The sequence below is a fragment of the Streptomyces sp. NPDC028635 genome (genome assembly GCF_040637635.1).
Lineage (GTDB): Bacteria > Actinomycetota > Actinomycetes > Streptomycetales > Streptomycetaceae > Streptomyces.
In genome coordinates this window covers 209,018-235,397 of sequence record NZ_JBEZWX010000004.1, presented here as the reverse complement: position 1 = coordinate 235,397, position 26,380 = coordinate 209,018, and the positions used below count along the sequence as shown (strand labels likewise).

Here is a 26,380-nt window from a genome sequence, read left to right as displayed (position 1 = left end):
GCGCGGAATTTTCCGGGCACTCGACCAAGCCTCCGATGTGTGATCGATCACAAAGGCGATTTTCCGGCCATCTACTCTGCGTGATCATGAAGGCGGTCGGAAAGCCCGGAAAATCCGGGTTTTCAGGGGTCTTGATCACGGGAAGTACACGGTGGGACACCTTTGAAGTGCGACATTCGGACCGTGTACGGTCCCGATCGCCATCCAAGCCGATCACTCTTGAGGTGTCCGGTTGGGTGTCGATTGAGTAACAGACCTTGATGTGAGGCAAAATCTCCGCCTCGAGGCGGGCACAAGTCCGGCCTCTCACGCGTTACGTGCGCTGGAGACACCGCAGACACCCAGAGGGGGAGAGCGACATGGCAACTGACTACGACACCCCACGCAAGACCGACGACGACGTCGATTCCGACAGCCTTGAGGAGCTGAAGGCCCGGCGCAACGACAAGTCGGCGTCGTCCGTCGACGTCGACGAGTTCGAGGCCGCAGAAGGCCTCGAACTGCCCGGAGCGGACCTCTCCAACGAGGAGCTGGCCGTCCGGGTGCTGCCCAAGCAGCAGGACGAGTTCACCTGCATGAGCTGCTTCCTGGTGCACCACCGCAGCCAGCTGGCCCGCGAGAAGAACGGTCAGCCGATCTGCCGCGACTGCGACTGAGGGCGGGTCGGCCGTGACTGGCTCGACCCCTCCTCGGAAGCGCCGCTTCTCCCGCAGGGGAGCGGACCCGGGGCCGCTGGAAGGCCCCCACGGCGTGCGTGACGACGAGCGAGGCTCACCCCTTACGTCCTCGACGGAAGGAACAGGGTCGGCCTCGCTCGAAGCCGCAGGCGACCGGACCGGTCCCGACGACCGGGCCGGAAGTGTCACGCCCGTCGCCAGAAGGCGGGCCGCGGCCGCCCGCACCAAGGCCGCAGAACTGGCCAGGACCGGCGCGAGCAAGGGAAAGGACCGCGCCCGCGCGGGCCTGAGCTATCTCGCCGACCGGATCATCGACCTCGCCCCACGCGTGCCCGTACGCGATCTCGCGACACTGCGCGCGCAGTTCCCCGGCCTCGGACCGGAGCAGCTGGCGGACAAGCTCGTGGCCGGCGCCACCACGTCGACGGCGACGGTCGGAGCCGGAGTGGGCGCGGCGGCGATGCTGCCCGTGCCGCCCGCCATGCCGGCCCAGCTGGCCGCCGAGATCACCGGCGTCGCGGCGATCGAGCTGAAGCTCATCGCCGAGCTGCACGAGGTCTACGGCGTGCGACCGCCCGGTTCCCTCAAGGACCGCAGCACGGCCTACCTGCGTGCCTGGTCCGGCGAGCGGGGCATCGACGTGATGAAACCGTCGACCTTCGACGCGGCCCTCGGTGGCCGGATGAAGCGCGAACTGCGCCAGCAGATCATGAAGCGCCTGGTGCGCGATCTGCCCAATCTGATGCCGTTCATGGTCGGCGCCGCGGTCGGCGCGGTCATGAACCGCCGCGAGACCCGCAGGCTCGCCGGGCGCGTGCGCACCGACCTGCGCACGATGCAGGTGCCCTGGGGAGCCCTCGACGAGCTGCCGCCCCTGGAGCAGCCGGACGAGCCCCTGACGATGGGCGAGCTGACCAAGGGCCTGGAGAACACCAAGGACCTGGAGAACTGAGCCCCGGGCCCGCGGGGGCCCACCGGGCGCTCGGCCGGGCCCCTGGGGCGGCTACGAGCCCTGCTGGGCCGCCGCCTCCCGCGCCGTCTTCAGCGCCTCGGCCAGCCGCTCCGGCTCACGCGTCGACAGGTACAGGTACGGGGTCGGGTCGGCCGGGTCGGTGACCTCGACCTTCAGCGCCCTCGGGATATAGGCGCGCAGCAGCATGAACGCGCGCGTGTCCGCCTTGTAGGTGCGCCAGGCGCGCGCCTCCTCCGCGTCCAGCACCTCCGCCTCGCCCAGCGCCGACACGGGGACCTTCGCCTCGCCGGCGATCAGGAAGCCGTTCACCACGCGGATGCGCAGCGAGCCGTACGCGCTGGCCACGACCGCCGACACGGCCGTACCGCCGACCAGGGCGCCGAGCGTCGGCAGCGTGCCGAAAGGCAGGAAGACCAGGGCGAGCGCGAGGCCCACGAGGAAGGAGACCAGCCACCACGAACGGGGGGCGGTGAGGCGTTCTTCGTAGGGGGTGGCGGAGAGCTGCATGGAGCCAAGCTTGGCACGGTCCGCGGACGTCCCCGCAATCAGGCGCCGCCCCCCCCGCGCCCACCCCGCCGGCGGTGGTGGCCCCCGGGGGGCCGGGCAGGACTGGTCGAGGGGTACGGGTGGGCGGGTAAGGTCTGCGGCTGTGAGTGGTACTTCCCCAGCTCTTCAGCCTCCGGCCGACGCCGCGCCACCCGTGCGGCATCCCGACGCTCCCGCACCCGGTGAGCTCCTCGGCGCGCACTACGAACAGTGTTTCGGCTGCGGCGGCGGGCAGGCGCACGGACTGCACCTCGCGGCCCGCGCCGGTGACGGCGTCAGCATCACCGCGGAGTTCACCGTGCAGCCCGCCCACCAGGGCGCGACCGGCCTCGCCCACGGCGGCGTCCTGGCCACCGCGCTCGACGAGACGCTGGGCTCGCTGAACTGGCTGCTGCGCACGATCGCCGTCACCGGACGGCTGGAGACCGACTTCGTGCGGCCGGTGCCGGTCGGTACCACCCTGTTCCTGGAGGCCGAGGTCACGGCCGTGGCCGGACGGAAGATCTACTCCACCGCCACCGGCCGCATCGGCGGTCCCGACGGTCCCGTCGCCGTACGCGCCGAAGCCCTGTTCATCGAGGTCAAGGTCGACCACTTCGTCGACCACGGCCGCCAGGAGGAGATCCTGGCCGCCATGAACGACCCGGACCAGCTGCGCCGGGCCCGCGCCTTCGAGGTGAACCCGTGAGCCGCGAGCCGCTGCGGGTGCTCCTGCGCCGCATCGATCCCGAGGTGCCGCTGCCGGAGTACGAGCACCCCGGGGACGCGGGAGCCGATCTGCGCACCACCGAGGCCTGCGAACTCGCCCCCGGGGAGCGCGCGGTGCTGCCCACCGGGGTGTCTGTGGCCCTGCCGGAGGGGTACGCGGCCTTCGTGCACCCGCGTTCCGGCCTGGCCGCCCGCTGCGGTGTCGCCCTGGTGAATGCCCCGGGGACGGTTGATGCCGGGTACCGTGGGGAGATCAAGGTGATCGTGGTGAATCTCGACCCGCGCGAGTCCGTGCGGTTCGAGCGCTTCGACCGGATCGCCCAACTGGTCGTCCAGCAGGTCGAGAGGGTCCGCTTCCAGGAGGTGGCGGAACTTCCCGACTCGGCACGGGCCGAGGGGGGCTTCGGGTCCACCGGGGGCCATGCCGCGGTGGGCGGTGAGAGCGGCACGAGCGGTCAGGTCGCCGAGGGCGGCCCGACGGGTGGGAATCGATACGCTTCGGTCGTATCCGACCGGGAAGGACAGTGACGTGTTCGGACGTCGCAATAAGAAGGGCGCCGCCGAGGACGCGGCCGGCGAGGCCGAGCAGGTCGTCGACAGCGTCGACACCGAGGCGGACGAAGAGGGCGAGCGCGAGCGCGTACGGCTCGAGCCGGAACCGCGGCCCGACGGGCCCTGGGACGTCTCCGAGGTGCGCGACCCGGCCGAGGGCCGCGTGGACCTCGGAGGTCTGTTCGTGCCGGGCGTCGACGGCATGGAACTGCGCGTGGAGGTCGCGGGCGACGCGATCGTCGCGGCGACCGTCGTCCTGCGCGACAGCGCGATCCAGCTGCAGGCCTTCGCCGCGCCCAAGCGCGAGGGCATCTGGGGCGAGGTGCGCGAGGAGATCGGCTCCGGCATCACCCAGCAGGGTGGCATCGTCGACGAGGTCGAGGGCCCGCTCGGCTGGGAGCTGCGTGCCCAGGTGCCGGTGCAGCTGCCCGACGGCACGGGCGGCTTCCAGGTCGTGCGGTTCGTCGGTGTGGACGGCCCCCGCTGGTTCCTGCGCGGTGTGATCTCCGGGCAGGGCGCGGTGCAGCCGCAGGCCGCCGGCCTGCTGGAGCAGATCTTCCGGGACACGGTCGTGGTCCGGGGCGAGGGGCCGATGGCACCGCGCGACCCGATCGTGCTGAAGCTGCCGAACGACGCGCAGATGGTGCCCGAGGGCGTGCAGCAGCAGGAGGAGGGCTCGCGCTTCTCCGGAGGCATGGGCCAGCTGCAGCGCGGACCGGAGATCACCGAGGTCCGCTAGACACCCGCTCGATCGAGCGACGTAAGGGCCGCACTCCCGTGACGGGGTGCGGCCCTTACGTGCGTCGGGACGTCTCCCGCCGCGCCTCGACTCCTTCTGTTCCGTGTACGTGACCCCGCTTCCGTGTACGTGACCCCTTGACGGCGCATTGGTCCGTACCTATGGTCTCCGGCCAACGCCTGAGTTCACAGGGGCGCTCCACGTTCACATATCAGAACGGAGTCGCTATGCGTCGTGCCGCACTGCTCGCCGGGGTGGCCTCCCTCCTCATGGGCGCCTTCACCGCGCCCGCCGCCCACTCCGCGCCCACCGCCTTCGCCCATCCCGGAGTCACCGTCTCCCGCAGTCAGCTGGACTTCGCCCGCGCCCGGGTACTGGACGGCGCGCAGCCCTGGAAGGGCGCCTTCGACCAGCTGCTGGCGAGCAAGTACGCCGATCTGAACCGCACCCCGGCACCCCGTGCGATCGTCGAGTGCGGCTCGTACTCCAACCCGAACTACGGCTGCACCGACGAACGCGAGGACGCCCTCGCCGCCTACACCGACGCGCTCGCCTGGTACGTCACCCGCGACGACCGGTATGCGAAGAAGGCCATCCAGCTGATGGACGCCTGGTCCGCCGTGATCCAGGACCACACCAACAGCAACGCACCCCTGCAGACCGGATGGGCCGGCTCCACCTGGCCGCGCGCCGCCGAGATCATCAAGTACGCGTACCCGGGCGGCTGGCCGAACGCCGGCCGCTTCGCCACCATGCTGCGGAACGTCTACCTGCCCGAGGTGATCAACGGCTCGAACTCCAACGGCAACTGGGAGCTGTCCATGACGGAGGCCGCGATCGGGATCTCCGTCTTCCTGGAGGACAGGACCTCGTACGACAAGGCCATGGCCACCTTCCGGACCCGGACCGCCGCCTACGTCTACCTCGCCTCCGACGGCGACCTGCCGAAGACCGTCCCGAGCCAGCACCTCGACACCCGCGACAAGATCGTCAAGTACTGGCAGGGCCAGTCCACCTTCGTCACCGGCCTCACCCAGGAGACCTGCCGCGACTTCGTGCACACCGGTTACGGCATCTCCGCCATCTCCCACGTCGCCGAGACCAGCCGCATCCAGGGACAGGACCTGTACGGCACCGACGTCGGCGAGCGGCTGCGGCAGGCGCTGGGCTTCCAGTCCCGCTACGAACTGGGCACGGCCGTCCCGAGCTGGCTGTGCGGCGGTTCGCTCAAGCTCGGACTGGGCCCGGTCACCGAGGTCGGGTACAACGCGCTGCACAACCGCCTCGGCGTCGCCATGACCAACACCCAGGCCCTGACCGAGCGCAACCGCCCGGCCGGAAGCAACAACTTGTTCGTGGCCTGGGAAACGCTCACCCACGGTGACAATCCGGCGTGAACCGCTGAGGGGGTCTCGTCCGATGAGGAAGTGAGAGCGCGGAACGGGAGCGGGAAACATTGAGGGACCGGGCGCCCGCTGGTGATACTGGCGCCCGGTCCGCACACAGCGGGTCCACGGGGGAACAGGGGGAGCACACATGACGAAGGTCGTCACCGAGACGATGGTGCGCGTCGAGGACGTGCACAAATCCTACGGCGAAGGCGCGGCCGCCGTCCACGCGCTGCGGGGTGTCTCCTTCGAGATCCCACGCGGCGAACTCGTCGCCCTCAAGGGCCGCTCGGGCTCCGGCAAGACGACGCTGCTCAACATCGTCGGCGGGCTCGACCAGCCGGACCGTGGCCGGGTGACCGTCGACGGCAGCGATCTGTCCGACCTGGGGGAGGAGGGGCTGCTCGCCCTGCGCCGGGACCGGATCGGATTCGTGTTCCAGTCCTTCGGCCTCATCCCGATCCTCACCGCCGCCGAGAACGTGGGCGTGCCGATGCGCCTGCGCCGCGCCGACCCGCGCGAGCGCGAACAGCGCGTGGAACTGCTGCTGTCCCTCGTCGGCCTCGGCGAGCACGCCGCGCAGCGCCCCGGTGAGATGTCCGGCGGCCAGCAGCAGCGGGTGGCCATCGCCCGCGCCCTGGCCAACGAGCCGGCGCTCCTCATAGCCGACGAGCCGACAGGACAGCTGGACGCGGAGACCGGCCACGCCGTGATGGAGCTGCTGCGCGCGGTCGTCCACAGTGAGAACGTCACGGCTCTGGTCGCCACGCACGACGCCACACTGCTGGACCTGGCCGACCGGGTCCTGGAGCTGAGAGACGGCGAGATCGTCGAGGCGGACGCGGGAGCCTGAGAGCGGGACCCGGGAGCTGGAGCGCAAGGAGCCCAAGAGCAGGCGAGCCGACGCGCAGGCCCGGTCGGACCTGTCCGCTGCGTCTCGCGTGCCGTTCTCCTGCGCGTCAGAGTCGCGTCAAAGGTGTCCGCTGCCCGCCCGCACGTCCCTTTTGCCGTTCTCGCGCGTCGTAAGGTCGACGCTGCGTAGGGGCAGTCACAACGGAAGACAATGGGTTCATGGCACGCGGCAAGCTTCGGATCTACCTGGGAGCGGCACCCGGCGTCGGCAAGACGTACGCGATGCTCTCCGAGGCGCACCGGCGTGTCGAGCGCGGTACGGACTGCGTCGTGGGGTTCGTCGAGCACCACGGGCGACCGCGTACCGAGGTGATGGCGCACGGACTGGAGACGGTGCCGCGCCGGGAGCTGGAGCACCGGGGGGCGCGCTTCACCGAGATGGACGTCGGCGCGGTGCTGGCCCGTCGCCCGCAGGTGGCGCTGGTGGACGAGCTGGCCCACACCAACGTCCCCGGCTCGCGCAACGCCAAGCGCTGGCAGGACGTCGAGGAGCTGCTGGCCGCCGGCATCGACGTGGTGTCCACGGTCAACATCCAGCACCTGGAGTCGCTCGGCGACGTGGTCGAGTCGATCACGGGGGTGCGCCAGCAGGAGACGGTGCCGGACGAAGTGGTGCGCCGGGCGGACCAGATCGAGCTGGTGGACATGTCGCCGGAGGCGCTGCGCCGCCGGATGGCGCACGGCAACATCTACCAGCCGGACAAGGTCGACGCCGCCCTGTCGAACTACTTCCGGCCCGGCAACCTGACGGCGCTGCGGGAGCTGGCGCTGCTGTGGGTGGCGGACCGGGTGGACGCCTATCTCCAGCGGTACCGCAGCGAGCACCGGGTGTCGGCGATATGGGGCTCGCGCGAGCGGATCGTGGTGGGCCTGACCGGCGGCCCCGAGGGGCGCACGCTGATCCGGCGGGCGGCGCGGCTGGCGGAGAAGGGAGCGGGAGGGGAGGTGCTCGCGGTGTACATCGCCCGCAGTGACGGCCTCACCGCCGCCTCGCCCAAGGAGCTGGCCGTGCAGCGCACGCTCGTGGAAGATCTGGGCGGCACGTTCCACCATGTCGTCGGCGACGACGTCCCCGCCGCCCTGCTGGCGTTCGCCCGCGGGGTCAACGCCACCCAGATCGTGCTCGGCTCCTCGCGCCGCAAGAGCTGGCAGTACGTCTTCGGGCCCGGCGTCGGCGCCACGGTCGCCCGTGAGTCCGGGCCCGACCTCGACGTGCACATCGTCACGCACGAGGAGGTCGCCAAGGGCCGCGGGCTGCCCATCGCGCGCGGCGCCCGGCTCGGGCGGTCACGGGTGGTGGGAGGCTGGCTGCTGGGCGGCGCCGGTCCGGTGCTGATGACGCTGCTGCTGACCGGGATCGACGCGTCGCTGGGGCTGACCAACGACATGCTGCTGTTCCTCGGGCTGACGGTGGCGGCGGCCCTGGTCGGCGGGCTGCTGCCGGCGCTGGCCGCGGCGGCCTTCGGCTCGATGATGCTGAACTGGTTCTTCACGCCGCCCGTGCACCGGGTCACGATCGCCGACCCGAAGAACATCCTCGCCCTGGTGATCTTCGTGTCGGTGGCGGTGTCGGTGGCCTCCGTCGTCGACCTCGCCGCCCGGCGCACCCAGCAGGCGTCCCGGCTGCGCGCGGAGTCGGAGATCCTGTCCTTCCTCGCCGGGAACGTGCTGCGCGGCGAGACCAGCCTGGAGGCGCTGCTGGAGCGGGTGCGGGAGACCTTCGGCATGGAGTCGGCGGCCCTGCTGGAGCGCGAGAGCGACGTCGCGCCGTGGACCTGCGCCGGGCGCGCGGGGCTCGGCAGACCCGTGGAGCGGCCGGAGGACGCCGATGTGGACATGCCGGTCGGTGACCACATGGCCCTGGCGCTGACCGGGCGGGTGCTGCCCGCCGAGGACCGGCGGGTGCTCGCCGCGTTCGCCGCGCAGGCCGCCGTGGTCCTGGACCGCCGGCGGCTCCAGCAGGAGGCCGACCAGGCCAAGGAGCTGGCCGAGGGCAACCGCATCCGTACCGCGCTGCTCGCCGCCGTCAGCCACGACCTGCGCACCCCGCTCGCCGGGATCAAGGCGTCGGTCTCCTCGCTGCGTTCCGACGACGTCGAGTGGTCCGAGGAGGATCAGGCGGAACTGCTGGCGGCGATCGAGGAGGGTGCCGACCGGCTCGACCACCTGGTCGGCAACCTGCTCGACATGTCCCGGCTGCAGACCGGCACGGTCACCCCGATCATCCGCGAGATCGATGTCGACGAGGTGGTGCCGATGGCGCTCGGCGGAGTCCCCGAGGGCAGCGTCGAGCTGGACATCCCCGAGACGCTGCCCATGGTCGCCGTCGACGCCGGCCTGCTGGAGCGGTCGGTGGCCAACCTCGTGGAGAACGCCGTCAAGTACAGCCCGCCCGAGCGGCCCGTGCTGGTGGCCGCGAGCGCCATGGCCGACCGGGTCGAGGTCCGGGTCGTCGACCGCGGCCCGGGCGTCCCGGACGAGGCCAAGGAACGCATCTTCGCGCCCTTCCAGCGCTACGGCGACGCACCGCGCGGCGCCGGCGTCGGCCTCGGCCTGGCCGTGGCGCGCGGCTTCGCCGAGGCGATGGGCGGATCCCTCGACGCCGAGGACACCCCCGGCGGCGGTCTCACCATGGTCCTGAGGCTCCGTGCGGCCGTCGGCCCGCCCCCGCGGGAGCCGGCGCGGTACGCGGCGGTTCAGTCGGTTCCCTCAGAAAGGCAGGCCACATGACCCGGGTGCTCGTGATCGAGGACGAGCCGCAGATCGTGCGCGCCCTCGTGATCAACCTCAAGGCCCGCAAGTACGAGGTCGACGCGGCGCACGACGGCGCCGGTGCCCTGAAGCTCGCGGCCGCCCGCCACCCCGACGTGGTGGTGCTCGACCTGGGTCTGCCGGACATGGACGGCGTCGAGGTGATCAAGGGGCTGCGCGGCTGGACCCGGGTGCCGATCATCGTGCTCTCCGCGCGGCACTCCTCCGACGAGAAGGTGGAGGCGCTGGACGCCGGCGCCGACGACTACGTCACCAAGCCCTTCGGCATGGACGAACTGCTCGCCCGGCTGCGGGCCGCCGTGCGCCGCGCCGAGCCCGTCGGGGCCGGGGAGGAGGAGGTGACGGTGGAGACGGCCGAGTTCACCGTCGACCTGGCCGCGAAGAAGGTCAACCGCGGCGGCCGGGACGTACGCCTGACGCCCACGGAGTGGCATCTGCTGGAGGTCCTGGTGCGCCACAGCGGCCGTCTGGTCGGCCAGAAGCAGCTGCTGCAGGAGGTGTGGGGGCCGTCGTACGGGACGGAGACGAACTACCTGCGCGTGTACATGGCGCAGCTGCGCCGCAAGCTGGAGGCCGACCCTTCGCACCCCAAGCACTTCATCACCGAGCCGGGCATGGGCTACCGGTTCGAGCGGTAGCGCGGGCCGTGCCCCGCTGCCGGCCGGGCAGGGCGTGTGAGGGCAGACACGGGGACTACGTAGCGGTCAGTGCACCCCGGTACGCTTCAGATATGAGTGCTGTTCCTCGTTCCGAAAAGCCGGCGGGCCGGTTCCGGCGGATGCTCGACCGGCTCTCCTCGTCGCAGGAGGACCTGGAGTCCGAGGAGCTGCGCGAGGACGCCGCGACGGCGGGCTGTACCCGGATCGGTGACTGCAAGGACCGTCAGATCGTTACGGTTACTGGTACCTTGCGCACGGTCACGCTGCGTCCGCGTGCGGGTGTCCCGGCTCTGGAAGCGGAGCTGTTCGACGGCACCGCCGCGCTGGACGTGGTGTGGCTCGGCCGGCGCTCCATCGTCGGGATAGAACCGGGGCGCAAGCTGATCGCATCGGGCCGGATCTCGATGAGCCGGGGCCGCCGGGTGCTGTTCAACCCCAAATACGAACTGCGACCCCTCGGACGGGAGTAGCCGGTGACGTCACTCGACAAGCCGACCGACGACACATCTGCCAACGACGCCCGGGCGGTGACGGAGGCCGCGCTGTTCGAGGCGTTCGGCGGAGTGCGGGGCATGGTCGAGACGGTGGTCCCCGGCCTCCTCTTCGTCACGATCTACACGATCAACAAGGACCTCCATCTGTCGGCGATCGCCGCGGTGGCCGTGTCCCTGGTGCTGGTCGTGGTGCGGCTCGCGATGAAGGACACCGTCAAGCACGCCTTCAGCGGCGTCTTCGGCGTCGCCTTCGGTGTCGTCTTCGCGATGATGACCGGCAACGCCAAGGACTTCTACCTGCCGGGCATGCTCTACACCCTGGGCCTGGCGCTGGCGTACATCGTGACCACGCTCGCCGGGGTCCCGCTGATCGGTCTGATCCTCGGTCCGGTGTTCAAGGAGAACCTCTCCTGGCGCACCCGCAACCCGGGCCGGAAGAAGGCGTACGCCAAGGCCAGCTGGGCCTGGGGCCTGATCCTGCTCGCGAAGTGCGCGATCCTCTTCCCGCTGTACTGGTGGGCCGACACCACGCAGCTCGGCTGGGTGCTGGTCGCGCTGAAGATCCCGCCGTTCCTGCTCGCCGTCTGGCTGACATGGGTCTTCCTGGCGAAGGCACCGGCGCCGATCGACGTGTTCGCGGAGATGGAGGCGGAGGAGAAGGCCGAGGAGGAGCGCAAGGCGGCGGCCCTGGCCGCGCAGCGCGGCGACGACCCGGACGCCGCGGACACCGCGGAGCCGACCGGCGGCCGTCACCGCAGGCAGGCCTAGGCGCCTCACGCGGCACAGGGCCCGGTGCGGCGCGGGGAAGAGGTCGCGGGATCACGGCGACGCGCGTCTGCCGCGGTGCCGTGACTCGCCGAGGCAGACGCCGCGGCAGTGCGACAGCCGACGCCGCTGTCCGTCGGCACCGGTGCCGCCGTACGCCGACGCCGGTGCCGCCGTACGCCGGCATCGGTGCCGCCCGTACGGCAGCCGACGCCCAGGGCTCGCCGCGCGGTGCCCGCCGCCCGTGCCGGTCGTACGGCAGCCGCAGCCGCCGCCGACGCCCGGGGCTCGCCGCCCGCGCCGGCGGCCGTACAGCAGTCGCACCCAAAGCCGCAGCCGCCGTCCGCACCGGCCGTCCGGCGGCCGACGCACCGCGCTCGCCGCACGGCGGCCGGCAAAGGCTGCCGGGCACGGCGATGGGGGCGCCCGGTGATCACCGGGCGCCCCCATCGCCGTATCCGAGCGGAGCGAACCGTCAGCTGTCGTCGCGTCGCACCGACAGCAGGTCCTCCAGCTGGCCCTCGCGGGCCTGGGCGGCCACGAACAGCAGCTCGTCGCCCGGCTCCAGGGAGTCCTCGCGGGACGGCGTGAGCACCCGGGTGCCGCGGATGATCGTGACCAGCGAGGTGTCCTGCGGCCACTCGACATCCCCGACCTGCGTGCCGGCCAGCGCCGACTCCTCCGGCAGGGTCAGCTCGACCAGGTTCGCGTCGCCGTGGCTGAAGCGCAGCAGCCGGACCAGGTCGCCGACGCTCACCGCCTCCTCGACCAGGGCCGACATCAGGCGCGGGGTGGAGACGGCCACGTCCACGCCCCAGGACTCGTTGAAGAGCCACTCGTTCTTCGGGTTGTTGACCCGGGCCACGACGCGCGGAACGCCGTACTCCGTCTTAGCCAGCAGGGAGACGACGAGGTTGACCTTGTCGTCGCCGGTCGCGGCGATCACGACGTTGCAGCGCTGGAGCGCCGCCTCGTCCAGGGAAGTGATCTCGCAGGCGTCGGCGAGCAGCCACTCCGCCTGCGGGACGCGCTCGACCGAGATCGCGGTCGGCGCCTTGTCGATCAGCAGCACCTCGTGGCCGTTCTCCAGCAGCTCGCCCGCGATCGAGCGGCCCACCGCGCCGGCACCGGCAATGGCGACCCTCATCAGTGCCCGCCCTCCTCTTCAGGGCCCTTGGCGAACGCCGCCTCGACCTTCTCCACCTCGTCGGTGCGCATCATCACGTGCACCAGGTCGCCCTCCTGCAGCACCGTCTGCGAGGTGGGCAGGATCGCCTCGCCGAGGCGGGTCAGGAACGCCACCCGGACGCCCGTCTCCTCCTGCAGCTTGCTGATCTTGTGGCCGACCCAGGCCGCCGAGGCGTGCACCTCGGCGAGCTGGACGCCCCCGGTGGGGTCACGCCACAGCGGCTCGGAGCCGGAGGGCAGCAGTCGGCGCAGCATCTGATCGGCGGTCCAGCGCACCGTGGCGACCGTGGGGATGCCGAGGCGCTGGTAGACCTCGGCGCGCCGGGGGTCGTAGATACGGGCCGCCACGTTCTCGACACCGAACATCTCACGCGCCACGCGGGCGGCGATGATGTTGGAGTTGTCGCCGCTGGAGACCGCGGCGAAGGCGCCCGCCTCCTCGATGCCGGCCTCGCGCAGGGTGTCCTGGTCGAAGCCGACCCCGGTGACCCGGCGGCCCCCGAACGAGGAACCGAGGCGTCGGAAGGCGGTGGGGTCCTGGTCGATCACAGCGACCGTATGCCCCTGCTGCTCCAGGGTCTGGGCGAGAGCGGAACCCACTCTGCCGCAGCCCATGATGACGATGTGCACGACCGTCCTTCCGGTGTCAAGAGATCTCACTTGGCTTCAACAGGGTCTCAGACCGGCGACCAAGCTACACAGGGGCGGCGCGGGCTGTGCACCCCCGGGCCCGATTGGGCCCGCCGTTGTCACGCCGCGCGTGCCGGGCCGGCGACGCCGGGATGATCCGCACGAGGGGCCTAGCGGGGCTGCGCGGTCCGCCGGCGAGTGATGCTGCGCACGCTGCGCAGGGTGAGGAATCCGAGGCCGAGGAGTGCGACGGCGGCGCCGATCAGCTCTGCGGTGGCGGGCACGGTGACCTCCGAGGTGCGGCGGGGGGCGGGAGTCCAGCCATCTAGGCACGGCAACCGCCCGACCTGCGGAATCCGTAGCGCTGTGAAGCGCCGATTCCACTCGTGCGGCAGATCGGCCACGGCAGGTGGGCGAGCCCGTGTTCGAAGGCTTACGATCCTCTGTTGTGTCCAAACTGACCGACGTGCCCAAACGGATTCTCATCGGGCGCGCACTGCGCAGTGATCGGCTGGGCGAAACGCTCCTGCCGAAGCGCATCGCCCTTCCCGTTTTCGCCTCCGACCCGTTGTCCTCCGTGGCCTATGCGCCAGGGGAGGTGCTGCTGGTCCTGTCCATCGCGGGCGTGTCGGCGTACCACTTCAGCCCCTGGATCGCCCTCGCGGTGGTCGTGCTGATGTTCACGGTCGTCGCCTCGTACCGACAGAACGTGCACGCCTACCCCAGCGGTGGCGGCGACTACGAGGTCGCCACCACCAACCTCGGCCCCAAAGCCGGTCTGACCGTGGCGAGCGCGCTGCTCGTCGACTACGTCCTGACCGTCGCGGTGTCGATCTCCTCCGGCATCGAGAACCTGGGCTCGGCGATCCCGTTCGTCGTCGAGCACAAGGTGGCCTGTGCCGTCGCCGTGATCGTCCTGCTGACGCTGATGAACCTGCGCGGCGTGAAGGAGTCCGGCAAACTCTTCGCGATCCCGACGTACGTCTTCGTCGCCGGCGTCTTCATCATGATCGCCTGGGGCGCCTTCCGCGGCCTGGTCCTCGGCGACACCATGCGCGCGCCCACCGCCGACTTCCACATCAAGGCCGAGCACCAGGGCCTGGCCGGCTTCGCGCTGGTCTTCCTGCTGCTGCGCGCCTTCTCCTCCGGCTGTGCCGCGCTCACCGGTGTCGAGGCGATCTCCAACGGCGTGCCCGCCTTCCGCAAGCCCAAGTCGAAGAACGCGGCGACCACGCTGGCGGCCATGGGCCTGCTCGCCGTCACCATGTTCTGCGGCATCATCGTCCTCGCCCTGACCACCAAGGTCCGCATGGCCGAGAACCCGGCCACCGACCTGCTGAAGAACGGCGTCGGCGTCGGCACCGGCTATGTCCAGAACCCGGTGATCACCCAGGTCGCCGAGGCCGTGTTCGGCAAGGGCAGCTTCTTCTTCGTCGTGCTGGCCGCGGCCACCGCGCTGGTGCTGTTCCTCGCCGCCAACACCGCCTACAACGGCTTCCCGGTGCTCGGCTCGATCCTCGCCCAGGACCGCTACCTGCCGCGTCAGCTGCACACCCGCGGCGACCGCCTCGCCTTCTCCAACGGCATCGTGCTGCTGGCCGGCACGGCGACCCTGCTGGTCCTCATCTACGGCGCCGACTCCACGCGGCTGATCCAGCTGTACATCGTCGGCGTGTTCGTGTCCTTCACGCTCAGCCAGATCGGCATGGTCCGGCACTGGAACCGCCACCTGGCCGCGGAGAAGGACCAGGCCAAGCGCAGCCACATGATCCGCTCCCGCGCGATCAACACCTTCGGCGCCTTCTTCACCGGCCTGGTGCTGGTCGTCGTGCTGATCACCAAGTTCACGCACGGCGCCTGGGTCGCCCTGCTCGGCATGTGCATCTTCTACGTGACGATGACCGCGATCCGGCGTCACTACGACGCCGTGGCCGCGGAGATCGCCGCACCCGAGGGCCCCAGCGACGACATGGTCCGCCCCTCGCGCGTCCACTCGGTGGTCCTGATCTCCAAGATCCACCGTCCGACGCTGCGCGCGCTCGCCTACGCCAAGCTGATGCGCTCCGACTCCCTCGAGGCGCTCACGGTCAACGTCGACCCGGCCGAGACCAAGGCGCTGCGCGAGGAGTGGGAGCGGCGCGGCATCGACGTACCGCTGAAGGTGCTGGACTCGCCGTACCGCGAGATCACGCGGCCGGTCATCGAGTACGTCAGGAGCCTGCGCAAGGAGAGCCCCCGCGACGCGGTCTCGGTGATCATCCCGGAGTACGTGGTCGGTCACTGGTACGAGCACTTCCTGCACAACCAGAGCGCGCTCAGGCTCAAGGGCCGGCTGCTGTTCACACCGGGCATCATGGTCACCTCGGTGCCCTTCCAGCTGGAGTCCTCCGAGGCCGCCAAGAAGCGGGCCCGCAGGCGGCAGGAGTGGAACGCGCCGGGTTCCGTACGGCGTGGTCCGCTGACGCAGGCGGAACGGGCGAAGGAGGCCGGGAACCGGCAGTAGTGCCGGTGGCGTGCGGGTGCCGTGAACCGGCCGTGGCGCCGGTGGTGCCCGGCAGGCCGTGAAGCGGCCCTGACACGGATGCCGTGAACCGGCCGCGACGCGGACGGGTGTGCGGGGGCCGTGAACCGGCCATCGCACCGATGGGGCCGGGGGCCGTCGCACGGACGGGGCGGGGTGGGCCGTGAACCGGCCGTCGCGCCGGTGGGAGGGCCGGGGGACCGGCGGTCGGGCGGGGACGCCGGTGGTCGTGCGCAGCACGTAGACTGGTGGGCTGTTGTCCGCTCGCACCCCTCACCCGATCTGGAGTCACCCCGCCATGCAGGCAGAAGAGAAGAAGTCGCAGGCGGGGTCGCTGGTCGGGGCCGAGTACGAGGTCGAGATCGGCCCCGTCGCCCACGGCGGTCACTGCATCGCCCGCACGTCCGAGGGCCAGGTCCTGTTCGTCCGGCACACGCTGCCCGGCGAGCGGGTCGTGGCCCGGGTGACCGAGGGCGAGGAGGGCGCGCGTTTCCTGCGCGCGGACGCCGTGGAGATCCTCGAGGCGTCCAAGGACCGCGTCGAGGCGCCCTGCCCCTTCTCCGGCCCCGGCCGCTGCGGCGGCTGCGACTGGCAGCACGCCAAGCCGGGCGCCCAGCGGCGGATGAAGGGCGAGGTCATCGCCGAGCAGCTCAAGCGGCTCGCGGGCCTGACCCCCGAGGAGGCCGGCTGGGACGGCACGGTGGTCCCGGCCGAGGGCGACAAGCTGCCCGCGGGCCAGGTCCCGCAGTGGCGCACCCGCGTGCAGTACGCCGTCGACGCCGAGGGCCACGCCGGTCTGCGCCGTCACCGCTCCCACGAGGTCGAGCGCATCGACCACTGCATGATCGCGGCCGAGGGCGTCAGCGAGCTGGGCATCGAGCAGCGTGACTGGTCCGGCATGGAGTCGGTCGAGGCGATCGCCGCGACCGGCTCCCAGGACCGTCAGGTGATCCTGACCCCCCGCCCGGGCGCCCGTCTGCCTCTGGTCGAACTGGACCGTCCGGTCTCCGTGATGCGCGTGGAGGAGAAGGACGGCGGCGTGCACCGCGTCCACGGCCGCCCCTTCGTCCGCGAGCGCGCCGACGACCGCACCTACCGCGTCGGCAGCGGCGGCTTCTGGCAGGTCCACCCGAAGGCCGCCGACACCCTCGTCACGGCGGTCATGCAGGGCCTGCTGCCGCGCAAGGGCGAGATGGCGCTGGACCTGTACTGCGGTGTCGGCCTGTTCGCGGGCGCGCTCGCCGACCGCCTCGGCGAGCAGGGCGCGGTACTCGGCATCGAGTCCGGCAAGCGCGCCGTCGAGGACGCCCGGCACAACCTCGCCGACTTCCCCCGGGTCCGCATCGAGCAGGGCAAGGTCGAGTCGGTGCTGCCGCGCACGGGCATCACGGAGGTCGACCTCATCGTCCTCGACCCGCCCCGCGCGGGCGCCGGCCGAGCGACGGTGGCCCACCTGTCGTCCCTGGGCGCCCGCCGCATCGCGTACGTGGCCTGCGACCCCGCCGCGCTGGCCCGGGACCTGGGCTATTTCCGGGACGGTGGGTACCGGGTGCGGATGCTGCGGGCCTTCGACCTGTTCCCGATGACGTCGCACGTGGAGTGTGTGGCGATTCTGGAGCCGGTGGCCAAGGGCCACTGACCCGGTCGTCCGCCCGGTGGCGGCCGCGCCCGTGATCGTCGCGGGCGCGCAGCCGCTCCACGGGCGGGCGGCCGGGACCACCAGCGCCCGGTGCGGGGCCCGTCATCTCCGGGGGCGACGGATGCGGAGGGGTCCGCGGGCCTCGGTCTCCGTGACGGGCCGGCCGGCCTGGGTCACTTCTGCCTTGCCGGCCGCCACCAGGCGCCAGGCCGCTCGTCGGGCCGGTTCCATCAGGGCTCGCCAGCCGTCGTCGTCACCCTCGTAGACCTCGCGGGCGGCGTCGGACGGGCAGATCGACGCGGTGTCGGCGCGGCGCTCCAGCAAGCCCATGATGGCCCGCTCCAGCCGCTCGGCGAGCTGCCGATCCGTCTCCGCCACGCGATCCAGTGTGGCACCGCCCACCGGGCTCGGCACGGGCCCTTCACCATGGGTACGTCATCTGCGGGGCGTCAGCAGCAGATGTCGTACGTCGATGCTCGACAAGGTCTGCGGGTCGCCCGTGAAGGCGCGTAGGCGGACCCGGACCCTGGCGTTGTTGCGGGAGACGGGGAACGTGCCCTTGGGTGGGCGCAGGGCGTAGACGGCCGTGCCGTGGGCCGGCATGGTGGCCGGGCCGCGCACCACCGTCCAGTACCGTCCCATGCCCTCACCCGTGGTGAGCATGAAATGGGGCGTCAGGGGGTGGTCGCCGGTGTTGGTGACGTGGACCGTCAGCAGCGACACCTTGCTCGGCGTGGCGTGCCGCACCTCGGTGACCCGCATCCGCAGAGGTGGGGTCCCGGTCGCCGCGACCAGGGCGCTCACCAGTGCCGGGGCCAGCAGCAGCGCGCCCGCCGCGGCCAGTGCCGCGCGGCGCCGTGGGCCGGTCGGCAGCCGGCGGGGCCGCGGCTGCCAGGCGCCCGCGAACTCGGCCGCGGGCGCAGTGACCACGGCCGCCAGCCACAGCGGCGTCATCAGCAGGTAGTAGCCGTCCTGGGAGCGCGTCGCGAGATAGAACGCGCACCACGGCAGCACGGTCGCCGCGGGTCCGAGGCGCCGCACGAACAGCACGAACACCGCCAGCAGCCCGGCCAGGAGCAGCATGCTCGCGTGCCCGTACCAGTCCAGCCGGTCGCTGCCGTCGGTCAGCAGCAGCGACACGATGTTCAGGCCCTGGCCGTGCAGCACCGCGCCCTGCGTGATCAGCAGCAGGATGCCCTCGAACCAGGTGCGCGGTTCGTGCACGATGAAGTACGTGTTGATCAGCAGCCAGGTGGCGAAGACGATGCCGAGCACGCGCAGCAGGAGCCGCCCGGCCCCGCGCCCGCCCAGCTCACCCCGGCGCACCGCGTAGAGGCCGGCCAGCAGGAACGGCGTGACGAACCATGGCAGTTGTTGCGCCGCGCACGCCGCGCCCAGGCACACGCCCCGGGCGATCCCGGCGGCGCCGAGCCGCCCGCCGCGTCCGATCCGGGGCCAGCGCACCACCACCGGCACCAGCAGCGCGAGGCCCAGCATCGCGGGGTAGCCGAGACGGGCGTAGGAGGGCAGGAACCCGAAGCCGAGGCAGACCATCGTCGCCGCCGAACGCCACGGCACCGGCAGCATCCGCCACAGCGTGATCGCGGCCACCAGCAGCGCGGCCGTGGTGACCACCGTCGCGGGGGTGCCCGCGTGGCCCAGCCACAGGAAGGGCGCGGTGAGCAGCGGGGCCAGCGGGGGGTAGCCGTACGTGTAGTCGTAGCCGCCGTCGACGGTGGGGGTGAGGGCGATGCCGGGGCCGAACAGCCAGGGCCAGGGCTGTCCGTAGACCGGGTGTCCCGCGACCAGTTCCCGGGCGGCCTGGGTGGTCAGTACGGCCTCGTCGGCGCCGTTGTGGTTCAGCACCCAGGTGCACAGGGTGAGCGTCACCGCGGTCAGCAGGACGGCCAGGTCGAGGCGGGCCAGGGTGCGGTGGCGCCGGGTCACCACGGTGAGCACCCCGCACGCCAGGATCGCCGCGTAGCACGCCGTGATCACCAGGGCCACCGGGAGCCGGTGGGTCGCCGCCTGCGTCCACACCGTGCGGGTGCCGATGAAGAGGCTGATGACGGCGAGCAGGGTGAGGACGCGGTGCCACTGCGCGGGCGGTGGCTCCTGAAGGGGGGCGGCCGGCGCCGGGCGCGGCCGGAGAGCGGGAGCTGCCGCCTGTGTGTCTGCCATGTGCACGGCATGGAACGCTAAGAGGGCCCGGTGAACGGGGCACGGCCGGAGGTGAAGGTTCCGGTGTGCCCGAGATGAGCGGTGGCAGTCCGGGAGGAAGTCGGCATTCAGGATGGTGTGACCGGCTCGTCCGGTGGCGGACCGTGTCGCTGTTGGGCCGAACAGGTGACTTGGCGTAAGAATTGCCTGGTGCAGGAGATGAGTGCGAGTCGGAACGGGGGAACGGTGAACCGCTACGACGTCACCGATGAACAGTGGGAAGGGCTCGCCCAGGTCGTACCCCTGCGTGGTCGCGACTCCTGGCCGTCAGCGGTGAACCACCGCTCGCTGCCGGAGGCGGAGACCGAGATGCGGCGCCGCTTCGTGGTGCTGCGGGTCAATGTCTTCGCGGACGCCCGCGAGGTCGCCGAGACGCTGATGGCCGGCATTCCGGTCCTCCTCGACCTGACCGGCGCCGAGACGGAGGTCGCCAAGCGCGTCCTCGACTTCTCCACCGGCGTGGTCTTCGGTCTCGCCAGCGGCATGCACCGCGTCGACCGCAACGTGTTCCTCCTCACCCCGAACGGCACGGAGGTCAGCGGGCTGATGGAGAACTCGGGGTTGTCGGGGAGTTGAGCGGTCGGATGCGGATCGCCTCGGCCGGCCCCGGCTCGGTTCGGGCGCGGGGCCCGGTGCGGGCAGTGCGAGGCGAGTCGGACGCGGTCCGGGAGCGCCGGGCCGCGTCCACGTCCGTCGTCCCCCGTTAGAAGGAAGATGACGTCGGCGGAACGGTTCCCTGGGCGGGCGCGGGCCTAGCGTCCGCCGTATGGGCGTTTCTTCCGTTTCGTCGTCGTCTGTTTCATCGTCATCTGTTTCGTCGTTGCCCGCCTCGTCGTTGTCCGTCTCGTCGTTGTCGGTCTCCGAAGAGCCGGACGTGGTGCGGCCGGTGCGGCCGCGGGTCACCGAGGTGCGGCTGTCCGCCTTCGCCATGCACCGGCGGGTCGTCCTGCCCCTGGACGGTACGTTCACCTTGCTCGCCGGGCGCAGTGGAAGCGGCAAGTCGAGCGCGCTGCGCGCCTACGCGGCGCTCGCGCGGCTCGCCGGCGGCGCCGGACTCGCCGAGGCGTTCCCGGACCCGGTCGCCTGTGTCCCGGAGCGGGCCCGGCCCGACGCCCAGCGGCGGCGGGGATTCCGCATCGGCTGTACGGCCGACGGCCCCGTCGGTCCGGTACGGCTCGATCTCGCCGTACAGGTCGAGCCGGAACTGCGCGTCGTGGGCGAGCGGCTCACCGCCGGCGGGACCGTCCTGCTGGAGACCGCGCTCGTCGATCCCGGGCGACGCGCCGTGCAGGCCGCCTGGCACACCGCGGGCTCCGCCCCGGTGACGCGTGCCCCGCTGCCCGACGACCGCCTCGGGACCGCCCTGCTGCCGTTGCGTGTCGCCGGGAAGACGGACGGGCAGCGCCATGTGCTGGCCGCCGCCGAGCAACTGGTCGTCGCGCTGCGCTCGGTGTTCGCCTGCGACCCGCGCCCCTCCCGGATGCGGGCGCCCGTCCCGGGCGGTTCCGGCCGGCTGCTCAGCGGCTGCGACAACCTCGCGGACGTCCTGTGGCGCACCCGCGGCGAGTGCGGCCGCCGCCACGCGCTGCTCGTCGCCGCTCTGCGCGCAGGCTGCGCCGTCCCCGCCGCCGACGTGGTGGCCGAACTCGACAGCGACGGAACGGTGCGGGCCTGGCTGGAACGGGACGGCGGCACCCGTACGGCGCTGTCCCGGCTCGGCGACGGCGAGTTGCGCTATCTCGCGCTCGCCCTGGTGCTGCTCACCGGGCCCGGCATCCTGGAGGTCGACCCGGCCGGCGAGGTGCCCTCGGCTCTGCAGGCGCTGACCGTGCTCGCCGACGGCTTCGACCGCTGCCTGGACACCGTGCAGCGTGACGAACTCGCCCGGCTGGCGGTCCGGATGGGCGAGCGCGGCCATATGCGCTGCGTCGGGGCGGTGGCCGACGCCTCGTGGGCGGCGGGGATCGACGGCGTCACGGTGGTACACCTGGAGCCGTGACGAAGCATCCGGATCTGGCGCAGTTGCAGCGCAGGCTCGCCGAGTTCGCGGCCGCCCGCAACTGGCAGCCGTACCACACGCCCAAGAACCTGGCGACCGCGCTGAGCGTGGAAGCCGCCGAACTGGTCGAGATCTTCCAGTGGTTGACGCCGGAGGAGTCGGCGGGGGTGATGGGCGACCCGGACACCGCGCACCGGGTCCGCGACGAGGTGGCCGACGTGCTCGCGTATCTGCTGCAACTGTGCGAGGTGCTCGGCGTCGACCCGCTGACGGCTCTGGCGGAGAAGATCGAGCGGAACGAGGAGCGGTTCCCGGCGCCGGGCGACGGCGACGCCAACGGCGATGTGACCGGCTGAGGTTGGAGGACATACCTCCGCTTTCACTCTCCGCAGTCGTTCAACTGCCCGAAACCGATTTGTTGTCCGCAGATTTCCGCCTTCCTCTGGCTTTTCGTCCCACCTGCCTTCACGCTGGGTAGTGGACAAGGGAGTTCGGGCAGACGTGCGAGAGGTACGTCGGATCGCCACCGGGGGCGCGTATGGACGCGGTGAGGCTCATCCTGACGAGCAGACGGGCGCTGGCGGCGAGCAGCGATCCGTCGCGGGTGCTGCGTGAGGTCTGGCAGGCGCAGGCCCTCGCCCAGGCGATCGGCAGCCGTCTCGCGGTCTCGGGCCCACCCGAACTACGCGGGGAGGCGCTGGGGTTGACCGAGCTGGCGGGGCGCGGCTGCGGGGTGCTGGACCCGCCCGACCTCGACCCGGACGAATTACGTGCCGCCCAGCTCACCGCCCTCGACGACGCCCGGCAGACGCTGCTCGCGCTCGACGCCCTGCTCGCCGACGTCGGCATCGCCCTCGTCGGCATCGCCAGCGGGGCGGACGACGAGGGCACGTACTGGCAGTGCATGGAGGCGATCGACGCGGCCGACGAATCCCGCGACCGCGTCCACTGGATGCTCCGCAAACTGGCCGGCCGCGAGGAGGCGTTACCGGAACGGTGAGCCGAGGGGGCCCACGCATCGCCGTGACGCCCGCCACCGGAGCGACCGCGCGCGCCGTGCGCCGCTGTCGCGAGCCGCCTGCTGCGGGGCGAGCGGCTGCATACCGTCGGTCGCCCGGCCGTCCGCCGCGGACGCCTACGGTCCGTCCGCGCCTGCGGATGCTCCCGCTTCCGGCGAGAGGCGCGGGACAAGCCCTTCCGTGCTCGCGCTGTGGCGCAGACCCGAGTGGCCTCGGCTGGGGTGCACGGTGCCCGCGAGTCCCCGCTGTGCGCGTGCCGCGCTGGGCGGCCGTCCCGCCAGGCCCCCGCCGAGCGATCGTGCCGCCGCGGCTGCCGGGGCCGCGCTCAGCTGTGGTGAGCACCGCGCCGGCCTCGGACGGGGCGCGCTCGTCAGGGAACGTGCCCTGTCGGGGCGGGGTCGCCCGCCGGCCGCAGCGATCGGGCCCCGGCGTCGCGTCCGGCCCCGCAGCCGACGTTCAAGCCGAGGCCCCGCGGTTCCGGGCGGCCGACTCCTCGTACCGCTGGGAAGGCTCAGGGCTCCGCAGCCGACGTTCATGCCGAGGCCCGCGGTTCTGGGCGGCCGAGTCCACGCCCCCCGCCCGGAGGGCTCAGCTCGGCTCCGGTTCTTCGCGGGGAGCGCTCACCGTGCCCGTCGACGACTGGAGGTCCGCGTCGAGTGCCGACAGGTCCGCGTTCAGCGCCGCCATCAGTTCCTCCATCTGCTGCAGCAGCCCCTTCGGCTGGGCGACGCCCGGCACGGACTCTTCGGACATGACGGCCTCCTCGGCCCACGGCCCCCGCACGAGGACCGGCACGGTGACGCGACGGCGGTCACCGCCGGCGCGGGCGCCGGGCGGTCCGGCTCCGCCCGAGCCAACGATCACCGCCGGAGGCGGTCACTGGCCCGGTGGTCACCCGTGCACGGCGTTGACGGTTTTCACCCGACCGGGGAGAGACGGGCCGGGCCCCGGGGACCGGTGACGGCAGCGACGGCCGTGGTGTGGAGGATGGAGGGCATGGATCTTCGCATCTTCACCGAACCCCAGCAGGGCGCGAGCTACGACACCCTCCTCACCGTGGCGAAGGCCACCGAGGATCTGGGCTTCGACGCCTTCTTTCGCTCCGATCACTATCTGAAGATGGGTGACGCCGACGGCCTCCCCGGCCCCACGGACGCCTGGATCACCCTGGCCGGGCTCGCCCGCGAGACCCGCCGAATCCGGCTCGGCACCCTGATGACCGCGGCCACCTTCCGGCTGCCCGGTGTCCTCGCCATCCAGGTCGCCCAGGTCGACCAGATGTCCGGTGGCCGCGTCGAACTCGGCCTCGGCGCGGGGTGGTTCGAGGAGGAGCACACGGCGTACGGCATCCCCTTCCCGAAGGAGAAGTTCGGCCGCCTCGAGGAGCAGCTGGAGATCGTGACCGGCCTGTGGGAGACGCCGCAGGGCGCGACCTTCGACTTCCACGGCACCCACTACGACCTCACCGGCTCGCCCGCGCTGCCCAAGCCCGCGCAGGAGAAGATCCCGGTCCTGGTCGGCGGTCTCGGCGCCACCCGCACGCCGCGTCTCGCCGCCCGGTTCGCGGACGAGTTCAACGTCCCCTTCGCCTCCGTCGAGGACAGCGAGCGGCAGTTCGGCCGGGTGCGGGCCGCCGCCGAGGCGATCGGCCGCAAGGCCGACGACCTCGTGTACTCCAACGCCCTCGTCGTCTGCGTCGGCCGCGACGACGCCGAGGTCGCCCGCCGCGCCGCCGCCATCGGCCGCGAGGTCGACGAGCTGAAGGCGAACGGCCTGGCAGGCACTCCGGCCGAGGTCGTCGACAAGATCGGCCGGTACGCCGAGATCGGCGCGAGCCGCGTCTACCTCCAGGTACTCGACCTGGACGACCTCGACCACCTGGAGCTGATCTCCTCCCAGGTGCAGTCCCAGCTGTCGTAGGCCCCGTGACCGGCGGCCACGGCGTCGCCCAGGCCGCCGTATGACCGCCCCGGTGGCTTTCGGCCTCGCCCAGGCTGCCGTAAAACCGCCCGGGTGGCTCCCGGCCTCGCCCCGGCTGCCGTAGAACCCCGCCCCGGGGCTCGTGCCCGCCGTGCGCGGCAGCCGAGTCCCGGGGCCGGGAGCTTCCCGCCCGCTCCCCGCCCCGATCGCTCCTCCCTTAATCGTGCTCGCATTTGCCTAAATGCTTTAGGCAGGAGCACAATGAATGTTGGCAGGAGAGGGGAAGGTCATGGCACGCGCAGGGCTGACCACCGAACGCCTCGTGCGCGCGGGCGCCGAGCTCGCCGACGAGGTCGGCTTCGACCAGGTGACCGTTTCGGCGCTCGCCCGGCGTTTTGACGTCAAGGTCGCGAGCTTGTACTCGCATCTGAAGAACTCGCAGGACCTCAAGACGGGCATCGCCCTGCTCGCGCTGGACGAACTCGCCGACCGGGCCGCCGACGCTCTTGCCGGCCGGGCCGGCAAGGACGCCCTGACCGCCCTCGCCGACACCTACCGCGACTACGCCCGCGAACACCCCGGCCGCTATGCCGCGACCCGCCTGCCCCTCGACCCCGACACCGCGGCGGCGAGCGCCGGCGTCCGGCACGCGCGGATGACCCGGGCGCTGCTGCGCGGTTACGACCTGACCGAACCCGACCAGACCCACGCGGTCCGGCTGCTGGGCAGCGTCTTCCACGGTTACGTCAGCCTCGAGCTGGGCGGTGGTTTCGCTCACAGCGCCCCCGACAGCCAGGAGAGCTGGGAACGCGTCCTGGACGCCCTCGACGCCCTGCTGCGGAACTGGCCCGCACCCGGAGGACCCCGATGACCGCCGACTGGATCACCACCCCCCTCACCGCCGCCCACCTGCGCGGCGCCCTCGAACTGGAGCGCACCGCGCACGGACTGCTGCCGCACCGGCTGCCCGCCCGTGCCCGCGCCCAGAACGACGACCCGCAGCTCGCCCTCGCCGAATCGCAGCCCAGCGGCGTCCGCCTGGCCCTGCGCACCCGCGCCACCGCCGTCGAGCTGGACGTGCTGGCCACCAAGCGTGTGTACCGCGGCGCCCCGCCCCGCCCGCACGGCGTGTACGAGCTGCTCGTCGACGGCCGCCCGGCCGGCAGCGCCACCGCGGACGACGGCAACACCGTCACCATCGACCTGGCCACCGGCGCCAGCGACATCCGCCCCGGCCCGGTGCGCACCCTGCGCTTCACCGGCCTGCCCGAGGGGGACAAGGACGTCGAGATCTGGCTGCCGCACAACGAGCACACCGAGCTCGTCGCCCTGCGCACCGACGCCCCCGTCGAGCCCGCCCCCGACCGGGGCCGTCCGGTCTGGCTGCACCACGGCAGCTCCATCAGCCACGGCTCCGACGCGGACGGGCCCACCACCACCTGGCCGGCGCTCGCCGCCCGGCTCGCCGGAGTGGAGCTGGTCAACCTCGGCTTCGGCGGCAGCGCGCTGCTCGACCCGTTCACCGCCCGCGCGATCCGCGACACGCCCGCCGACCTGATCACCCTCAAGATCGGCATCAACATCGTCAACCTCGACCTGATGCGCCGGCGCGCCTTCTCACCGGCCGTCCACGGCTTCCTCGACACCGTCCGCGAGGGGCACCCGACGACACCGCTCACGGTCGTCTCCCCGCTGTACTGCCCGATGCACGAGGACACGCCCGGCCCCGGCGCCTTCGACTTCGCGGCGCTCGCCGAGGGCCGGCTGAACTTCCGCGCCACGGGCGACCCGGCGGAGGTCGCCGCCGGGAAACTCACCCTCGCCGTCATCCGCGAGGAGCTGTCGCGGATCGTCACCGAGCGCTCCGCCGACGACCCGCACCTGCGCTACCTCGACGGCCGTGAGCTGTACGGCGAGGACGACCACGCCGAGCTGCCGCTGCCCGACGGGCTCCACCCCGACGGCGCCACCCACCGCCGTATCGGCACCCGGTTCGCGGACGTCCTGCACCGGACGCTGCCGCAGGGCGTGGCGAAAACCGGTGGCCCGGCCGCCTGAC

Annotated in this window: 26 protein-coding genes; 20 read left to right on the top strand and 6 right to left on the bottom strand. The window is 72.1% G+C overall.

Going from position 1 to position 26,380, the window contains the following annotated elements:
- Window positions 1–359 precede the first annotated feature (359 nt).
- Together AB0E88_RS06745 and AB0E88_RS06740 are read left to right on the top strand one after the other, a co-directional pair.
- Window positions 360–656, top strand: a complete 297-nt coding sequence (locus tag AB0E88_RS06745; RefSeq protein WP_043504706.1) for a DUF4193 domain-containing protein — start codon at window positions 360–362, stop codon at window positions 654–656.
- A 13-nt stretch (window positions 657–669) separates the two neighbouring features.
- Window positions 670–1,629, top strand: a complete 960-nt coding sequence (locus AB0E88_RS06740; RefSeq protein ID WP_361624928.1) for a hypothetical protein — start codon at window positions 670–672, stop codon at window positions 1,627–1,629.
- Window positions 1,630–1,680: 51 nt separating this feature from the next.
- On the opposite strand, the gene AB0E88_RS06735 is transcribed toward AB0E88_RS06740, so the two are convergent.
- On the bottom strand, window positions 1,681–2,157 hold the full coding sequence (locus AB0E88_RS06735) for a DUF3093 domain-containing protein (protein WP_361624925.1): 477 nt from the start codon (window positions 2,155–2,157) through the stop codon (window positions 1,681–1,683).
- Between the two features lie 142 nt (window positions 2,158–2,299).
- Here AB0E88_RS06735 and AB0E88_RS06730 point away from each other — a divergent pair, with 142 nt between their 5' ends.
- The 9 genes from AB0E88_RS06730 (at window position 2,300) to AB0E88_RS06690 (ending at window position 11,188) form a co-directional block, all read left to right on the top strand.
- Window positions 2,300–2,884 (top strand): PaaI family thioesterase, encoded by a 585-nt coding sequence (locus tag AB0E88_RS06730; protein ID WP_361624922.1) that lies wholly within the window; start codon window positions 2,300–2,302, stop codon window positions 2,882–2,884.
- Window positions 2,881–3,432, top strand: coding sequence for a dUTP diphosphatase (dut, locus tag AB0E88_RS06725; protein ID WP_361624919.1), 552 nt, complete (start codon window positions 2,881–2,883; stop codon window positions 3,430–3,432). Before AB0E88_RS06730 ends, dut begins: the two co-directional genes overlap by 4 nt.
- A gap of 1 nt (window position 3,433) precedes the next feature.
- Entirely contained in the window at window positions 3,434–4,195 is a 762-nt protein-coding gene (locus tag AB0E88_RS06720) for a DUF3710 domain-containing protein (protein ID WP_361624916.1), read from the top strand.
- A gap of 227 nt (window positions 4,196–4,422) precedes the next feature.
- The gene (locus AB0E88_RS06715; RefSeq protein ID WP_361624913.1) at window positions 4,423–5,592 is read left to right on the top strand and encodes an alginate lyase family protein; all 1,170 of its coding nucleotides are present in this window, start codon (window positions 4,423–4,425) and stop codon (window positions 5,590–5,592) included.
- Window positions 5,593–5,731: 139 nt separating this feature from the next.
- Complete coding sequence (locus AB0E88_RS06710; RefSeq protein ID WP_361624910.1) at window positions 5,732–6,436, top strand: ABC transporter ATP-binding protein; 705 nt, start codon at window positions 5,732–5,734, stop codon at window positions 6,434–6,436.
- A gap of 218 nt (window positions 6,437–6,654) precedes the next feature.
- Window positions 6,655–9,225 carry a sensor histidine kinase KdpD gene (locus AB0E88_RS06705; RefSeq protein WP_361624907.1) on the top strand — a complete coding sequence of 857 codons (2,571 nt, stop codon included), beginning with the start codon at window positions 6,655–6,657 and terminating at the stop codon, window positions 9,223–9,225.
- Window positions 9,222–9,905, top strand: coding sequence for a response regulator (locus tag AB0E88_RS06700; RefSeq protein WP_361624904.1), 684 nt, complete (start codon window positions 9,222–9,224; stop codon window positions 9,903–9,905). Before AB0E88_RS06705 ends, AB0E88_RS06700 begins: the two co-directional genes overlap by 4 nt.
- 92 nt (window positions 9,906–9,997) lie before the next feature.
- Complete coding sequence (locus AB0E88_RS06695; RefSeq protein WP_361624901.1) at window positions 9,998–10,396, top strand: OB-fold nucleic acid binding domain-containing protein; 399 nt, start codon at window positions 9,998–10,000, stop codon at window positions 10,394–10,396.
- A gap of 3 nt (window positions 10,397–10,399) precedes the next feature.
- Window positions 10,400–11,188: a DUF3159 domain-containing protein gene (locus AB0E88_RS06690; protein ID WP_361624898.1), complete on the top strand. Its 789-nt coding sequence runs from the start codon at window positions 10,400–10,402 to the stop codon at window positions 11,186–11,188.
- A gap of 472 nt (window positions 11,189–11,660) precedes the next feature.
- On the opposite strand, the gene AB0E88_RS06685 is transcribed toward AB0E88_RS06690, so the two are convergent.
- A complete protein-coding gene (locus AB0E88_RS06685; protein WP_361624895.1) occupies window positions 11,661–12,332 on the bottom strand; it encodes a TrkA family potassium uptake protein in 672 nt (223 codons plus the stop codon).
- The gene (locus AB0E88_RS06680) at window positions 12,332–13,003 is read right to left on the bottom strand and encodes a TrkA family potassium uptake protein (RefSeq protein ID WP_361624892.1); all 672 of its coding nucleotides are present in this window, start codon (window positions 13,001–13,003) and stop codon (window positions 12,332–12,334) included. The genes AB0E88_RS06685 and AB0E88_RS06680 overlap by 1 nt, the downstream gene beginning before the upstream one ends.
- Window positions 13,004–13,451: 448 nt before the next feature.
- Here AB0E88_RS06680 and AB0E88_RS06675 point away from each other — a divergent pair, with 448 nt between their 5' ends.
- Both AB0E88_RS06675 and AB0E88_RS06670 read left to right on the top strand, forming a co-directional pair.
- Window positions 13,452–15,506 (top strand): APC family permease, encoded by a 2,055-nt coding sequence (locus tag AB0E88_RS06675; protein ID WP_361624889.1) that lies wholly within the window; start codon window positions 13,452–13,454, stop codon window positions 15,504–15,506.
- 316 nt (window positions 15,507–15,822) lie between these two features.
- Entirely contained in the window at window positions 15,823–17,163 is a 1,341-nt protein-coding gene (locus AB0E88_RS06670) for a TRAM domain-containing protein (RefSeq protein WP_361624886.1), read from the top strand.
- 102 nt (window positions 17,164–17,265) lie between these two features.
- Here AB0E88_RS06670 and AB0E88_RS06665 read toward each other — a convergent pair whose 3' ends face one another.
- Both AB0E88_RS06665 and AB0E88_RS06660 read right to left on the bottom strand, forming a co-directional pair.
- The gene (locus AB0E88_RS06665; protein ID WP_361624883.1) at window positions 17,266–17,541 is read right to left on the bottom strand and encodes a DUF3253 domain-containing protein; all 276 of its coding nucleotides are present in this window, start codon (window positions 17,539–17,541) and stop codon (window positions 17,266–17,268) included.
- Window positions 17,542–17,598: 57 nt separating this feature from the next.
- Window positions 17,599–19,344: a hypothetical protein gene (locus AB0E88_RS06660; RefSeq protein ID WP_361624880.1), complete on the bottom strand. Its 1,746-nt coding sequence runs from the start codon at window positions 19,342–19,344 to the stop codon at window positions 17,599–17,601.
- 198 nt (window positions 19,345–19,542) lie between these two features.
- On the opposite strand from AB0E88_RS06660, the gene AB0E88_RS06655 reads away from it, so the two are divergent.
- The 4 genes from AB0E88_RS06655 to AB0E88_RS06640 all read left to right on the top strand — a co-directional run bounded on the left by AB0E88_RS06655 (window position 19,543) and on the right by AB0E88_RS06640 (window position 22,382).
- Window positions 19,543–19,959, top strand: a complete 417-nt coding sequence (locus AB0E88_RS06655) for a cell division protein SepF (RefSeq protein WP_361624877.1) — start codon at window positions 19,543–19,545, stop codon at window positions 19,957–19,959.
- A 190-nt stretch (window positions 19,960–20,149) separates the two neighbouring features.
- The gene (locus AB0E88_RS06650) at window positions 20,150–21,382 is read left to right on the top strand and encodes an ATP-binding protein (protein WP_361624874.1); all 1,233 of its coding nucleotides are present in this window, start codon (window positions 20,150–20,152) and stop codon (window positions 21,380–21,382) included.
- Complete coding sequence (locus AB0E88_RS06645; protein ID WP_361624871.1) at window positions 21,379–21,738, top strand: nucleotide pyrophosphohydrolase; 360 nt, start codon at window positions 21,379–21,381, stop codon at window positions 21,736–21,738. The genes AB0E88_RS06650 and AB0E88_RS06645 overlap by 4 nt, the downstream gene beginning before the upstream one ends.
- A 182-nt stretch (window positions 21,739–21,920) precedes the next feature.
- A complete protein-coding gene (locus AB0E88_RS06640) occupies window positions 21,921–22,382 on the top strand; it encodes a DUF6099 family protein (protein ID WP_361624868.1) in 462 nt (153 codons plus the stop codon).
- Window positions 22,383–22,989: 607 nt separating this feature from the next.
- Here AB0E88_RS06640 and AB0E88_RS06635 read toward each other — a convergent pair.
- Window positions 22,990–23,154 carry a hypothetical protein gene (locus tag AB0E88_RS06635; protein WP_361624865.1) on the bottom strand — a complete coding sequence of 55 codons (165 nt, stop codon included), beginning with the start codon at window positions 23,152–23,154 and terminating at the stop codon, window positions 22,990–22,992.
- 243 nt (window positions 23,155–23,397) lie between these two features.
- On the opposite strand from AB0E88_RS06635, the gene AB0E88_RS06630 reads away from it, so the two are divergent.
- The 3 genes from AB0E88_RS06630 to AB0E88_RS06620 all read left to right on the top strand — a co-directional run bounded on the left by AB0E88_RS06630 (window position 23,398) and on the right by AB0E88_RS06620 (window position 26,379).
- Complete coding sequence (locus tag AB0E88_RS06630) at window positions 23,398–24,321, top strand: LLM class F420-dependent oxidoreductase (RefSeq protein ID WP_361624862.1); 924 nt, start codon at window positions 23,398–23,400, stop codon at window positions 24,319–24,321.
- A gap of 289 nt (window positions 24,322–24,610) precedes the next feature.
- Window positions 24,611–25,192, top strand: a complete 582-nt coding sequence (locus tag AB0E88_RS06625; RefSeq protein ID WP_361624859.1) for a WHG domain-containing protein — start codon at window positions 24,611–24,613, stop codon at window positions 25,190–25,192.
- Window positions 25,189–26,379: an SGNH/GDSL hydrolase family protein gene (locus AB0E88_RS06620; protein WP_361624856.1), complete on the top strand. Its 1,191-nt coding sequence runs from the start codon at window positions 25,189–25,191 to the stop codon at window positions 26,377–26,379. Before AB0E88_RS06625 ends, AB0E88_RS06620 begins: the two co-directional genes overlap by 4 nt.
- Window position 26,380: the final 1 nt, after the last annotated feature.